Origin of the sequence: Methyloversatilis sp., assembly GCF_030698125.1 — a bacterium.
Taxonomy (GTDB): Bacteria; Pseudomonadota; Gammaproteobacteria; order Burkholderiales; family Rhodocyclaceae; genus Methyloversatilis.
The window spans coordinates 123,333-137,055 of the sequence record NZ_JAUYNV010000017.1 but is presented as its reverse complement, the minus strand read 5'-3'; the positions used below and the strand labels follow the sequence as shown (position 1 = coordinate 137,055).

Below are 13,723 nucleotides of genomic sequence, written 5' to 3'. Positions count from 1 at the left end.
GGCAATGCCCAACAAGCACCCGACGACCCGCCCCACCTCCGGCTGAAGGACGACGTTGGGCATCGCCTGCGCCTCACCCCAACCTGCGACCGTACGGATTCACCCGACCGCGCATCCGCCGCGGACACCCGTAGGTTGGGGTGAGCCAACGGCGATGCCCAACAAGCACCCGACGACCCGCCCCACCTCCGGCTGAAGGTCGGCGTTGGGCATCGCCTGCGGCTCACCCCAACCTACGGCTGTACGGATTCACCCGACCGCGCAACCGCCGCGGACACCGGTAGGTTGGGGTGAGCCAACGGCGATGCCCAACAAGCACCCGTCGATCACGCCCCACCTCCGGTTGAAGGACGGCGTTGGGCATCGCCTGCGGCTCACCCCGACCTGCGACCGTACGGGATTCACCCTGACCGACGCGGCCTTGCGAAGCCGCAAAGATGGCCCTGTCGCGCGCGTTCCTCATTCGCCTGGCGAACCCATGCGGCCCACCAGTTCGCGCACCATCGCCGCCGCCTCCAGGTAGAGCCGGTCGGCCTGTTCCAGGTCGAAGTCGTCGTGCTGGCGTTTCTTCACGCCCTGTTCATGCAATCGCAGATGGCGGGTTGGTTCAAGGCCGCGCTGCGCGAGGCAATGGCGCACGCATTCGAGCGGACAGCCGTCGAGTGCCAGGATCGGCCGGCCGGAGCGGGCGATGCGCACCAGGTGCGGCACGTCGCCACCGACGCCGGCGATGCAGGACATTTCCGCCAGCCCTGACCGGTCGAGCCGGACGGCGATGTGATTGGTCATCTGCGCGGCGCTGGAACAGCCCGAACAGGCGTAGACCAGCGGCAGCTGGCGATGCGGTAACCCCATCAGAACACCCCCGGAAGTATCGAAGACAGGGCGGGAGCACACCCGCGCTCGACCACCCCGTCCCCAGCAGATTAAACGAGGACTTTTACCGTGGCGTTGTCGCTGGTCAATGGCGGGGGCGCCGTCAGGGATTTTTCGGTCAGCAACTTCTCGAATGCCTCGGTACTCAAGGGGCGATGGAAGTAATAGCCCTGGCCCGTCTCGCAGTGCCTGTCCTTCAGTATCTGCAGTTGTGCCCCCGTTTCGACCCCCTCAGCCAGTACCGTCATCCCCAGGGCGTGGGCCATGTCGATGATGGCGGTGGTGATCGAGCGGTTGCCTGCTTCATCGGCGATGGTGCGAATAAAGCTCTGGTCCACCTTCAGTTCCTGGATCGGCAGACGGCTGAGGTAGGACAACGACGAATAGCCGGTGCCGAAGTCGTCGATGCTGACGGAAATACCGTGCCGGGCGATGCGGGACAGCATGTGGCTGGTCTTGTCGAGATCGGCCATCAAGCTTCCTTCGGTCAGTTCGATGCAGATCGCCTCCGGCGCAACGCCATGGTTTTCCAGCAGTTCGCACAGATGTTCCACAAATTGCGGTTCGCGCATCTGCTGGGCGGCAACGTTGATCGAAATTCTCGGCAATACCAGGCCCAGACGGCGCCACAGGGCCATCTGCGCGAATACCTTGGAGAACACAATGTCACCGATGGTGATGATGAGGCCGGCCTCTTCGGCCACCGGAATGAAGCGTGCCGCCGACACTTCCCCCATGTCCGGATCGGTCCAGCGCAGCAGGGCTTCCGCCCCGACCATGGCACCGCTGGCCAGATCGTCCTGGGGTTGGTAGACGATGCGGAATCGGTCATGCGCAATGGCCGCGCGCAGACCCGTTTCGATGGACATCCGCTGTTGCAGGCGGGCGTTCATCGCCCCGGAGAAGAACTGGTAGCCGTTGCGCCCGCCCGCCCTGGCCGCATGCATTGCCGTGCCCGCGTTCTTGAGCAGGTCCGCCGCCGTGTCGCCGTCCTCCGGGAAGAGGCTGATGCCGATGCTGGTCGTGACGAACAGTTCCTTGCCGCCGAGGCGGAATGAAGCGGACAGGTAGTCGAGGATATTGGCCGCGCCGCAGTGGACTTCCTCGGCCGTCGCGCCGATCAGCACGATCGCATATTCGTCGCCGCCCAACCCGGCGATGGTATGAGCGTCGCACATGCAGCGCCGCAGCCGTTCGGCGATTTGCCGCAACAGCTGATCGCCGAGCTGGTGACCGAGCGAGTCGTTGATATCCCTGAAATTATCGAGATCGATGAGCATGACCGCGATCCTGCCCTTCAGCCTTGCCGCCTCGACGACACACTCGTGCAGGCGTTCCATCAACAGCTTGCGGTTGGGCAGGCCGGTCACGGCGTCGTGCGTGCCCATGAACTCGACATGCCGCTGCGACGCCTGGGTGGCGCTGTTGTCGCCGAAGATCGCGATGTAGTTCTGCACCTCGCCATCGGCGCTCTTGATCGAGTAGATGGTCAGCCACTCGAGGAAAATATCGCCATTCTTGCGGCGGTTCTGTATTTCGCCCTGCCAACGGCCCTGATCGGCCAGGCTGCGCCACATGCGCTGGTAGAACTCCTTCGAATGCAGGCCGGATTTGAGGATGCCCGGGGGCTTGCCGGTCACGTCCTCGATGCTGTAGCCGGTGATCCGGGTGAAGGCGGCATTGACGGTCACGATGCGCCCCTGGGCATCAGTGACCATGACGCCTTCGTCGGTCACCAGTGCGGCGGTGACCGTCGCCGGGTGCGGGCCTTCCGTGCCATGCAGGGGCTGGGCGATTTCGTTGGCCTGGGTGCAGATAGAGCGGATTTCTCCACCGCTGTCGCGAATCGGAAAGCGGACGGCGGCAAGCCGGACTGTCCGTTGCCCGAGTTTGAGTTCGTCGACCGATTCGCTGCGGCTGGACCGGCCGATCGCTTCGAGATCCTTCCGGTGCAGCTCGTGCGCAAGTGCAGCATCGAATATCTGGGCATCGGTCCGACCGAGGACGTCGGCGGATCGCACGCCGAACACCTCTTCGAAACACCGGTTGACGAATTCGTAGCGCCCGGCCATGTCCTTGAGAAAAACCAGGGAGGACGACTGATCCAGCATCGTCGACAGCAGGGCTTCCCGGGGCTCGTGCATCAGTTCGGGGAGGGGCGAAGCGGCGACGTCGGCGGCAGGCGCCGAAGGCGGGGCGGACAACGGGGGAAGCAGCGGAACGGATACGACGAAGCCGAGCAGCTTGTTCCCGCCGAGCACCGGTTCGACCCGGTTGGCCAGCAGCCACTCCGGCAACACACCCGGCAACGACCCCGGTGTTTCGACCGCGCCGGGCACCGGCATGCGCGTGCCGGCGCTCAAGGTCACGTCCCAGGCCGCCAGCGCGGCGGCCGCCCGTTCATTGGCTTTCACCAGATTGCCATGCCGATCGAAAACGATGACGCCATCGCAGGATGCCAGCCGCTGCGTGCTGGCCTCGAGCAGATTGAAGCGCCGCCCGGTTTCCAGTTCCGACAGCCGGTTTTCGATCCGTTCCGCCGTCATGGCCGCGAAGGGGAGGCTGTACTGGTTGTACGCGCTGCTCGAACCCGATATGTCGAGCACGCCGAGGATAGCCCCGTTGACCGGGTCGCGAATGACCGCCGCCGAACAGCTCCACTTCTGTATCCCTGCGCAGAAGTGCTCGGAAGCATGCACCTGCATGGGCTGCCCCAGCGCCAGTGCCGTCCCGATCGCATTGGTGCCGCTGGCCGACTCATTCCAGTTGGCGCCGGGAACCAGCCGGACACGTTCTACCGCTTCACGCAGGTGCGGATCGCCCTCGACGTCCAGGATCGTCCCCTCGGGATCGGTCAGGATCATGACCGTGCCCGTCTGCGCAAGAAAGCTGCGGGACTGCACCATGAAAGGCGCGCTGGCGGACATCAGGCGTTCATTGCGCCGGCGCAGCGCTTCCAGACCGCTGCTGTCGATCAGCACGAGCGCCTGCTGGCGCGACGGGTCAACCTGGCTGATCAGGCAGCGCCGCCACGAGGCGTCTATCGCGGCCCGCAATCCGGCGCTCGAGGAATACTCTTCGCCGCTTAGAAACTTCTCCCACGCACCCTTGATCTGCTTGTTGTCTTTCGGGTTGGACAACCAGCTGCTCTGAAGTGTCCTTTTCATCGCGTCACCCTCTCGCGTCACCCCATTGGTTGCACGCGTTCCAACGGCCGATCAGCCGACTGTAGTGACTTGGCTCGGCATGGCTTGTATTGCCAGTTTGCACCCGTATGGACACGCCGACGCGGAAGATGTTTATGGTTTGGGAACCTATCCACGGCTGGCCTTGCATGGCCAGCCGGCTTTGCGGGCGGCGAGCAATGCTCGCCGAAACCTCCGCTACGCCCCTGCAGGCGATCACGGCTTCGAAACACGTGATGGCGCGTGATCAACCGCCCAATCGCGGGCAGGGCCCGCTCCGTGGACATCACCGTAGGTTGGGGTGAGCGCAGCGATGCCCAACGACAACCTTCAACGAAGGCAGCGCACGAACGCGACGGCCGATGTTGGGCATCGCTGCGCTCACCCCAACCTACGGGACGCCTCGCGTGCAGACGCGGCAAAAGGGCGGTTGATCAGACGCCGTCTGGTATCCCGCCGCCCCATCGCGGACGGGGCCCGCTCCACGAAAGGCGCGTGGGTCCGCGGGTTTTCGCAGGCTTCCATGTCGTGGATCCGAACGTTCCGCCAGGGCGCTTCCCGCGCCTCGATCTGCGCCGGCACGTCCAGCTCCGGCTCGACCCGATCGACCCCCTGCGCGCCTTCCCCAACGCCTTGATCCTGTTCCACCCATGGGCAATCGTGCCCGGCTTGACGGCTGGCGCCGAACGGCAGTCCGACATCCATGATGGTATTTTCAACCTTTTGCGGTAGATCCGACCCTTTGCCGGAAGGGTCTATTTGACCGTCTAATTTCCATGCTGCTGATTGGAAACGATTTCCACTTCTGGCCGGATTCTTGCAAGTCTCTGTCTGATTGACCAACCCCACTTTGGCCCGCCGGTTGCGCCGCTTTCTGCGGCTGCGGCCCGTGGGCGTTTTTTTTGCCCGGAGTCATGGCGCTGCCGCGTTTCCAGCTCAAGCCACCGGGCACCGCAGCGGGTATTGATCGCCATCAAGCTTTCCGGTCGCGGCCGCTTGATTCCCGAAAATGACGAATCCCTTCGAGCAAAAGAACGACGCCCCATTGGCAATTGCCGGGGCGTGGCCGCAGCGGGCCTGTCCGATGATGTCTGCGGCTGACCACCCGGCCAGCCACTCATCCGCAACAGAAGAGGAGATTCGTCATGCAGTGGATCGATCCGGCTTACAACGACATCCGTCTGGGCTTTGAAGTCACCGCGTACGTCTACGTGCGCTGATGCAGCGGGGCGGCGCAAGCCGCCCTTCACCGACAAGGAGTGCCGGATGGACGACATCGCAGCTGCTGCCGGGCGGGCGCGCTATGCGCTGAACCCGATGTACCTGTTCCGCTGGGAAGCCACGCAGGACGCCCACGTGCTGCTCTACCCCGAAGGCATCGTGAAACTCAACCGCACGGCGGGCGAAATCATCGAACTGTGCGATGGCTGCCGGACGGCGGCCGGCATGGTCGAGGCGCTGCAGCAGCGCTACCCGGGCGACGACGGACGCGTCGCAGAAGGTGTTTACAAGTCGCTGGAGGTGTTTCGTGCCAAAGGATGGATCCGTCGTCAGGCTTGATGGGGAAGGCAAGCCCTTGTGGCTGGTGCTCGAACTCACCTACCGCTGCCCGCTGAAATGTCCGTGGTGCAGCAACCCGGTCGACTACGCCGGTGACGGCCGCAACGAACTGGACACCGCTGAATGGAAGGGCGTGCTGCGTGAAGGTCGCGAACTGGGCGCCCTGCAGCTGGGCTTCACCGGCGGCGAGCCGCTGTTGCGCGACGATCTGGAAGAACTGGTCGCCGAGGCGCACAGGCTGGGCTACTACACCAATCTGATCACCTCCGGCATCGGGCTGACCGAAGCGCGTCTCGCCGCACTCAAGGCAGCCGGGCTCAACCAGATACAGCTGTCGCTGCAATCGAGCAACCGTACGCTCACCGACACGCTGGTGGGCGCGCGTGCTTTCGACCTGAAGGTCAAGGTGGCGCACCTGATCAAGGCCTTCGGCTTTCCGATGGTGCTGAACGTGCCGGTGTTCCGGCAGAACATCGACCAGGTGAACGAAATCCTCGCGCTGGCCGAAGACATCGGCGTCGACTATCTCGAGTTCGCCAACATCCAGTACTACAACTGGGCCCTGATCAACCGCGACGAACTGATGCCCACACGCACCCAGATCGAAGCGGCCGAACTGGCCGTGCAGGCTGCGCGCGAACGCCTCGGCGAGCGCATGACGATCTACTTCGTCATCCCCGACTACTACGAAGAACGCCCCAAGGCCTGCATGAACGGCTGGGGGGCGATCCACCTGACGATTGCGCCCGATGGCGCCGCCATGCCCTGCCAGGAAGCGCGCACGATCACCGGGCTCGAATTCCCGAGCGTGCGCGAAAAGAGCCTCGCCTGGCTGTGGAACGAATCGCCGACCTTCCGCAAGTTCCGCGGCGACGAATGGATGAACGAGCCCTGCCGCTCGTGCAGCGAGAAGGAAGAGGATTTCGGCGGTTGCCGCTGCCAGGCCTTCCTGCTCACCGGCGACGCCGGCAACACCGACCCGGCCTGCGCGCGCTCGCCGCACCACCACCTGATCAGCGAAGCCGTGGCCCGGGCGCACGAGCCGGGCCGCACCATCCACCCTCTGGTCATGCGCACCGACGCCAACTCGCGTGCCCAGTCGCAGGTGGAGCCCGATCATGTCTAGGGGGTGCCGGCATGACACGTCCGCCGCCGCAGCGGCCCCGGGCTTGCCGGGTCGCCTGCTCGACTCCGCGCTGTCGGCGGTCTTCTTCGGCATCGCGCTGACCGGCCTGCTGGTCTGGCTGCTGAGCCTGCGCGGCTGAACGCGATGGACGCCCTGCTCATCGAAACCTTCGCCCGCTGGCTGCATTTCGCCAGCGCACTGGTCTGGATCGGCCACAACTACGCCACCGCGGTCACCCGTCCCCGCTACGTGCCGCTCACCGCCGCCGACCTGTCCGACCCGGATAGCCCGCGCCAGCGGGCGCTCATGCAGCGCGAGCACGGCACCTTCCGCTACGCCTCGCTGACCGCGCTGGCGAGCGGCCTCGCCATCCTGTGGGAACGCGGCTGGCTGGCCGATACGCTGGCCCTGCAGGGACACCTGGCGCCGCTGGGCATCGGCATCTGGATCGCCTGCATCATGGTGTGCAATCTGTGGTTCGTGCTCTGGCCGCACCAGAAGCGGGTGCTCGGTTTCATTCCGGCGCCACTCGACGAGCGGCTGCGCGCATCGCGCGTGACCTTCCTGTCGGCGCGGGTAAACACCATGCTGTCGGTGCCGGTGCTGTTCTTCATGGGCACTGGCGCCCATGGCGGCGCGCTGTTCGGCTAGGCCGCCGGGCCTCGCGATGCACGTCGCCGCACGTATCGGATCGCCGGTCGGCCCCGCCGGGCGATTCGGTTTTTCGGCCTCCGCCGGTCCGCAGCCGGCGGAGGTTGTCGAGCGCATCACCGATGCCTGCCGCGTGCCGCATCGGAGCATTCTGGCGCTGCCCTTCACTTCACCTGAATACCGCGCCATCCAGGCCGGCGTCGACCGGCTGCTGCGCCAGTTGCTGGCCGTGCCGGACGACTTCGACATCCTGTTCATGGGCTGCGGAGCCAGCGCGCACTTCGCGCTGGTTCCGCTCAACCTGCTCGGCGGACGGGAACGGGCGCTCCATGTGCTCAGCGGCCACTGGTCGCGCCGCGCCATCGTCGAGGCGCGGCGTTACTGCAACGTAAGCGTGCTGTCGGCTGCCGAGGCCATCGTCGCGGCCCCCGCTCCCGACGGGGCCGCCTACTGCCACTACACCAGCAACGAAACCGCCGACGGCCTGCAGTTCCACCGGCTGCCCGCGACGCCGCTGCCGTTGGTGGCCGACATGACATCGGACCTGCTGACCGCGACACCCGACTGGAAGCGCTTCGGCCTGGTCTATGCAGGCGCGCAGAAGACACTGGGCGTGGCCGGCTTGAGCATCGTCATCGTGCGGCGCGACCTGCTTGGCCCGCCGCATCCGCTGACCCCGCGCGTCATGGCCTATGCCGCACTTTCGGCCGCCGCGTCGCGGCTGTGCACGCCCCCCGTCTTCGCCATGTTCGCCGCACTTTGCATGCTCGAATGGATGGCCGGCGAAGGCGGCGTCGGCTCGATGCAGGCGCGCCTCGCCCGTCGTGCCGCGGCGGTATACGCGGTGATCGACCGCCACCCCGGGTTCTACCGCCCCCGGGTCGATGTCGCCTGGCGCTCCCGGGTGACCCCCTGTTTCGATCTGCCGGACGCGGCCCGCACCGCCCGCTTCATCGCCGCGGCGCAGGCCGCCGGCCTGTACGACCTGGCGGGCCACCCGGACGTGGGCGGCGTGCGCGTCAGCCTCTACAACGGGCTGTCCGACGACGCGGTCGACGCCCTGGCCGCCTTCATGCACGACTACGCGCAGCGCGGCGGGTTGGCCTGAACATGGACCTGGACATGGGTCTGTCCGCCCTGGCGTTGCGCACCCGCTGGTCGGTCGCCCGTCTGCGGCACGGGCCGGCGGGCGCGCCACTGATCCATCCCGGACGCGCCACTGCCGTCGCGGCGATGGGGCTGCACTTTCCATCGCCGCTGCTGCTGGCGGCGGGTTTCGACCGCCATGGCCGCCTGTTCGACGCGGCGGCACGGCTCGGTCTGGGCGGGGTCGAGGCCGGCAGCATGAACTGTGCCGCGGACGGCCCCGCGCCACCGCTGCTGTGGTCACCCCGCGGCGCGGTACGGCGCGGCCTGAGCCTGAACAAGCCGGCACACCTTGCCTGGCCGCAGGCGCAGACCGCCTTCCTGCACGGACTGGCAACCTGGCACCGCTCGGCCGACTACATCACGGTGAACCCCGGTCACGACTGCCCCGGCCCGGCCGCCCTCGCATCACTGATGAGCGCACTGGCCCGCCTGAAAGCGCGGCTGCCGCGTCCGCAGCCGCTGGCACTGGTCGCCAAGCTGCCCGCGCGCTGGCTCGGTGCCGCCGACCGCCGCGCCACGGTGCATGCCTTCATCGACAGCGGCTGCGACGGCCTGCTGCTATCGACGGAAGGCGCGGCTGACACCGCTGCCGACTGTATCGCCGAGGTCGCAGCGCTGGCCGGCCAGCGCTTCTGCCTGATCAGCGTCGGCGGCGTCGCCAGCCTGGGAGCCGCCCGCCAGAGACTGGCCGCCGGTGCCCACCTGGTGCAGGTACACCGCGCCCTGGCCCGTCGCCTGCCGCCGCACTTCATCGGCGGCAGGCAGTCATCCGATTCCCGCTTGCGATAGATCAAGCCCGGCCGCGCGGGCATAAATTAACTTGCTCGTGTTCATCCGACCGCAGGGCCACGGATGCGGCCAGTCCGCGCTGCGCGCCATGCACAACAACAGGAGCAGGTACGCAATGAAAGATACATCATTAATACATCTTCAAGACAGCGCCGATCCTGCGCGCCGCCGCTTCATCGGCAGCGCTGCGCTGACCGGCCTTGCCGGCGCCGGACTGTCGCTCGGCCTGAGCGGCTGCCAGCAGGACACGAAGACACCCGCCACCCCGGCGGCACCGGGCACCGCCGGTGCGGGCGCCCATGGGGCGGGCCAGAACCCGCACCTCAAGCCGGGCGAACTCGACACCTACTACGGCCTGTGGTCGGGCGGCCACACCGGCGACTTCCGTGTGCTGGGCCTGCCTTCGGGACGCGAACTGCACCGCGTACCGTGCTTCAACCCCGACGCGCTGGTCGGCTGGGGCATCACGAACGAATCGAAGGCCATCATGGGCACCAAGGCGGACGGCAGTCTGCGCTACACGGTGGCCGACACGCACCACACGCACGCCTCGTACAAGGACGGCAACTACGACGGCCGCTATGCCTGGATCAACGACAAGATCAACAGCCGCATCGCCCGCATCCGCCTCGACTACTTCATCTGCGACAAGATCACGCAGCTGCCGAACGTGCAGGGCTTCCACGGCATCTTCCCGGACAAGCGGGATCCGGTCGACCCGGCCATCAACTACACCACCCGGGTCTTCTGCGGCGCCGAGTTCCACGTTCCGCTGCCCAATGACGGACGCGACCTGGATTCGCCCGAGAAGTACCGCTCGTTGTTTACCTGCGTCGACGCCGAAACGATGGAGGTGCGCTGGCAGGTGCTGATCGACGGCAACTGCGATCTGGCTGCCTCGTCCTACGATGGCAAGCTGGCCGCCACCAACCAGTACAACACCGAGGGCGGATACCACTACGAAGACATGATGTCGGCCGAACGCGACGCCTGCCTGTTCTTCAACATCGCGCGCATCGAACAGGCGGTGAAGGACGGCAAGTTCACCCGCATCGGCCAGTCCGCAGTACCGGTGGTCGATGGCACGCGTGCCAGCAACGCCGACCCGAAGACGGCGCTGGTCGGCTACGTGTCCGTGTCGAAGAACCCGCACGGCGTCAACGCCACCCCCGACGGCAAGTACTTCATCTGCGCCGGCAAGCTTTCGCCCACCGCCACGGTCATCGACCTGGGGCGGGTACTCGAATGGTTCGACGGCAGGATCGACGACATCGACAAGACCATCGTCGCCGAAGTCGAGATCGGCCTGGGCCCGCTGCACACCGCCTTCGATGGCCGGGGCAATGCCTACACCACGCTTTTCCTCGACAGCCAGATCGTCAAGTGGAACGTGGACGCCGCCATCCGCTTCCACGGCGGCGACACCACAGCGCAGTACGTGGTCGACCGCCTCGACGTGCATTACCAGCCCGGTCACATCAACGCCAGCCAGTCGGAAACGATGTTCGCCGACGGCAAGTGGCTGGCGGTCGGTTGCAAGTTCTCTAAGGACCGCTTCCTGCCGGTCGGGCCGCTGCACGCCGAAACCGAACAGCTGGTCGATATTTCCGGCGAGAAGATGGTGCTGGTGGCCGATCATCCGGTACGCCCGGAGCCGCATGACTTCATCATCTTCAAGCGCGAACTGCTGCAGCCCAAGCAGGTGTACAGCATCGACGACTTCCCGAACGCGGTGAAGTCGCCGAAGGACGCCGGCGTGGTGCGCGAGGGCAAGACGGTGACGGTCCGGATCACTTCGATGGCGCCAGCCTTCGAGCCGCGCGAATTCCGCGTCAAGGTCGGCGACGAGGTGACGGTCATCCTGACCAACCTCGACAAGATCGAAGACCTGACGCACGGCTTCGCCATCCCGAACTACAACGTGAATTTCATCGTCAGCCCGCAGGAAACGAAGTCGGTCACCTTCAAGGTCGACCAGCCGGGTGTGTTCTGGTGCTACTGCACGCACTTCTGCCACGCCCTCCACCTGGAGATGCGCAGCCGCATGATCGTCGAGGCCTGACCGCCCCGGCCGCCCGGAACGCACCGCCTCACCGCCGTTCCGGGCCGGTTCCGCCGGCATGCCGGCGCGCCCGCGCGCGCCGGCTGCACTTCCCCGCGCCCCTTACCCCGCCTCCCGGAGAAACCGTCGTGCCTTCACTGCCCGACTCCCTGAAAAGATGGATGCGTCTCGCCTTCCTGAGTGTCGCCGTGGCGCTGCCGGCGACCGCTCCGGCGCTGGCGCAGACCGCCTACGAGGCGCAGCTGCCGGCCGCCCTGGACACTGCCGCCGCGTTGTGCGAGCACGTGCCCTGTGCCGAGGTGGTACCCGGCGCCACCCACTTTTCCGAGCGCAAGGGGCAGCCCCGTTACGTCGAGGCCTATGTCGAACGCAATGGCCACCGCGAGCTGGCAGGCTATGTCGTGCTGTCAACCGACGTCACCGACACGCCGGCCTATTCGGGCAAGCCGGTTGTCACGCTGATCGGCCTGGACACGCGCGGGCGCTTCATCGGCGTGCGCATCCTCAAGCACTCCGAACCCATCCTGCTGCTGGGCATTCCCGAAGCCGCGCTCACTGCGTTCAACCGGCAGTATCTCGGCAAGTTCATCGGCGACAACATCGAGATCGGCCACTCCAGGCCGGATGAAAACATCATCGGCCTGGACGCCATTTCCGGCGCCACGGTCACCGTGATCGCGCAGAACCAGGTGATGATGGCGGCCGGCGCCGCGGTCGGCCGCCAGGTCGGCCTGCTCGAGGCGACGGTGCGTCCGCCGGCGCAGTTCCTCGATCCCGGCCGCCCGCTCGACTGGGCGACGATGGTGTCGGAAGGCCTGGTGCGCAGGCTGGCGGTGCGTCCGGAACAGGTCGGCCTCGCCCGCGCGGCCGAACCTTTCATCGAACTGTGGTTCGGCGACCTGAACCACCCGGCGATCGGCCGCGCCGTACTCGGCGGCGACGGCTGGGCGGCGCTCCGACAGCGTCTGGGCGAACACGATCATGCCTTGTTCATCCTGCGCACCGCCGGGCGCGAATCGTTCAAGGGCTCCGGCTTCGTCCGCGGCGGCCTGTACGACCGCGTCCAGGTTCGCCAGGGACAGGACGCCTTCACCTTCCGCGACCTCGACTACCTGAACCTGTACGGCGTGCGCGCCGCCGGCGCCCCGGCCTTCAGCGAATCCGGCATCTTCATCGTGCGCTCGCCGGCCTTTTCGGCCGCCTGGCCGTGGAAACTGGTATTTCTCGGCAACCGGGTGGACCGCGAAACCGGCGCCCGCACCTTCGCCAACTTCGACGCCGAATACTGGCTGCCCGACGACTATCTCGCCGGTGGCCGGCCCGCTGTCGTGCAACCCGACGCGCCGTGGGTGCGCATCTGGAAGACGCGCGCACCCCAGATCGCGCTGTTCTCGCTGCTGCTCGTCACGACCGCGCTCGTCTATGCCAGCCGCGACCGGCTGACCCGACGCGCCAGCCGCAAGAACCCCTGGCCGGTCAACGCGTTCAAGTACGCCGCCTGGATCACCAGCATCGGCTTCGTCGGTTTCGGCCTGCTGGCGCAACCGTCGATCACGCAGGTGCTCACCTGGTTTCACGCACTGCTGTTCCAATGGACCTGGTCGCTCTTCCTCAGCGATCCGTTCATCTTCCTGTTCTGGATCTTCATCATCGTCACCGTGTTTCTGTGGGGGCGCGGCCTGTTCTGCGGCTGGTTGTGCCCCTTCGGCTCGCTCAGTGAACTGATCTACAAAGTGGCCGGCGCGGTCGGTCTCAAGCGCATCCAGTTCAGTCTGCCCAAGGCGCTGCACGACCGGCTCAAGTGGGTGAAGTACGGCGTATTCCTCGGCCTGCTCGCGGTGTCGATGTTTTCGATGACGCTGGCTGAACAACTGGCCGAGATCGAGCCTTTCAAAACCACCTTCCTGGTCGGCCTGTTCAACCGCAGCTGGCCCTACACGCTGTTCGCCGCCGGCCTGCTCGGGCTGTCGATCTTCATCGAACGCCCCTTCTGCAAATACCTGTGCCCGCTCGGTGCCGCGCTGGCGATGCCATCGACCTTTCGCTGGTTCGGCCTGCGGCGCAAGCAGGAATGCGATCGCTGCAAGGCCTGCGGCACCGGCTGCGGCTCGCTGGCCATCGACGCCGACGGTCGCATCGACCAGCGCGAATGCCTGCTCTGCCTGGACTGCATGGTGATGTACACCGACGACCATGCCTGCCCGCCGCTGGTTTCCGAACGCAAGCGGCGGACCAGGGCGGGGGTCGAAATGACCCCGATCGGAACCGATGGATACTTCATCCCGATCCGCCCCGTGCCGCCGGACACGCCGCCGGCGAACTGAA

At 66.3% G+C, this 13,723-nt stretch carries 14 protein-coding genes; 12 read left to right on the top strand and 2 right to left on the bottom strand.

Features of this window, described 5'->3' with window-relative positions:
- Window positions 1-459 precede the first annotated feature (459 nt).
- Both Q8Q80_RS07900 and Q8Q80_RS07895 read right to left on the bottom strand, forming a co-directional pair.
- Window positions 460-855, bottom strand: a complete 396-nt coding sequence (locus tag Q8Q80_RS07900) for a putative zinc-binding protein (RefSeq protein ID WP_305632383.1) — start codon at window positions 853-855, stop codon at window positions 460-462.
- Between the two features lie 71 nt (window positions 856-926).
- Window positions 927-3,740, bottom strand: a complete 2,814-nt coding sequence (locus tag Q8Q80_RS07895; protein WP_305632382.1) for an EAL domain-containing protein — start codon at window positions 3,738-3,740, stop codon at window positions 927-929.
- A gap of 40 nt (window positions 3,741-3,780) precedes the next feature.
- Here Q8Q80_RS07895 and Q8Q80_RS07890 point away from each other — a divergent pair, with 40 nt between their 5' ends.
- From Q8Q80_RS07890 to Q8Q80_RS07840, 12 genes are all read left to right on the top strand, one after another.
- Window positions 3,781-4,029 (top strand): hypothetical protein, encoded by a 249-nt coding sequence (locus Q8Q80_RS07890; RefSeq protein ID WP_305632381.1) that lies wholly within the window; start codon window positions 3,781-3,783, stop codon window positions 4,027-4,029.
- Window positions 4,030-4,589: 560 nt separating this feature from the next.
- A complete protein-coding gene (locus Q8Q80_RS07885; RefSeq protein WP_305632380.1) occupies window positions 4,590-4,793 on the top strand; it encodes a hypothetical protein in 204 nt (67 codons plus the stop codon).
- 231 nt (window positions 4,794-5,024) lie between these two features.
- Window positions 5,025-5,162 carry a hypothetical protein gene (locus tag Q8Q80_RS07880; protein WP_305632379.1) on the top strand — a complete coding sequence of 46 codons (138 nt, stop codon included), beginning with the start codon at window positions 5,025-5,027 and terminating at the stop codon, window positions 5,160-5,162.
- 44 nt (window positions 5,163-5,206) lie between these two features.
- A complete protein-coding gene (pqqA, locus tag Q8Q80_RS19800; RefSeq protein WP_371132721.1) occupies window positions 5,207-5,281 on the top strand; it encodes a pyrroloquinoline quinone precursor peptide PqqA in 75 nt (24 codons plus the stop codon).
- Between the two features lie 46 nt (window positions 5,282-5,327).
- A complete protein-coding gene (pqqD, locus tag Q8Q80_RS07875; RefSeq protein ID WP_305632378.1) occupies window positions 5,328-5,621 on the top strand; it encodes a pyrroloquinoline quinone biosynthesis peptide chaperone PqqD in 294 nt (97 codons plus the stop codon).
- Window positions 5,590-6,747 carry a pyrroloquinoline quinone biosynthesis protein PqqE gene (gene pqqE, locus Q8Q80_RS07870; RefSeq protein ID WP_305632377.1) on the top strand — a complete coding sequence of 386 codons (1,158 nt, stop codon included), beginning with the start codon at window positions 5,590-5,592 and terminating at the stop codon, window positions 6,745-6,747. Before pqqD ends, pqqE begins: the two co-directional genes overlap by 32 nt.
- Entirely contained in the window at window positions 6,740-6,886 is a 147-nt protein-coding gene (locus Q8Q80_RS07865) for a hypothetical protein (protein WP_305632376.1), read from the top strand. The genes pqqE and Q8Q80_RS07865 overlap by 8 nt, the downstream gene beginning before the upstream one ends.
- A 5-nt stretch (window positions 6,887-6,891) precedes the next feature.
- Window positions 6,892-7,398 carry a hypothetical protein gene (locus Q8Q80_RS07860; RefSeq protein WP_305632375.1) on the top strand — a complete coding sequence of 169 codons (507 nt, stop codon included), beginning with the start codon at window positions 6,892-6,894 and terminating at the stop codon, window positions 7,396-7,398.
- Window positions 7,376-8,506 carry a 3-phosphoserine/phosphohydroxythreonine transaminase gene (gene serC / locus Q8Q80_RS07855; RefSeq protein ID WP_305632374.1) on the top strand — a complete coding sequence of 377 codons (1,131 nt, stop codon included), beginning with the start codon at window positions 7,376-7,378 and terminating at the stop codon, window positions 8,504-8,506. Before Q8Q80_RS07860 ends, serC begins: the two co-directional genes overlap by 23 nt.
- A gap of 14 nt (window positions 8,507-8,520) precedes the next feature.
- Complete coding sequence (locus Q8Q80_RS07850; protein ID WP_305632372.1) at window positions 8,521-9,336, top strand: hypothetical protein; 816 nt, start codon at window positions 8,521-8,523, stop codon at window positions 9,334-9,336.
- A 115-nt stretch (window positions 9,337-9,451) separates the two neighbouring features.
- Window positions 9,452-11,398, top strand: a complete 1,947-nt coding sequence (nosZ, locus tag Q8Q80_RS07845; protein WP_305632371.1) for a TAT-dependent nitrous-oxide reductase — start codon at window positions 9,452-9,454, stop codon at window positions 11,396-11,398.
- 161 nt (window positions 11,399-11,559) lie between these two features.
- Window positions 11,560-13,722 (top strand): NosR/NirI family protein, encoded by a 2,163-nt coding sequence (locus tag Q8Q80_RS07840; protein ID WP_305632370.1) that lies wholly within the window; start codon window positions 11,560-11,562, stop codon window positions 13,720-13,722.
- Window position 13,723 lies beyond the last annotated feature (1 nt).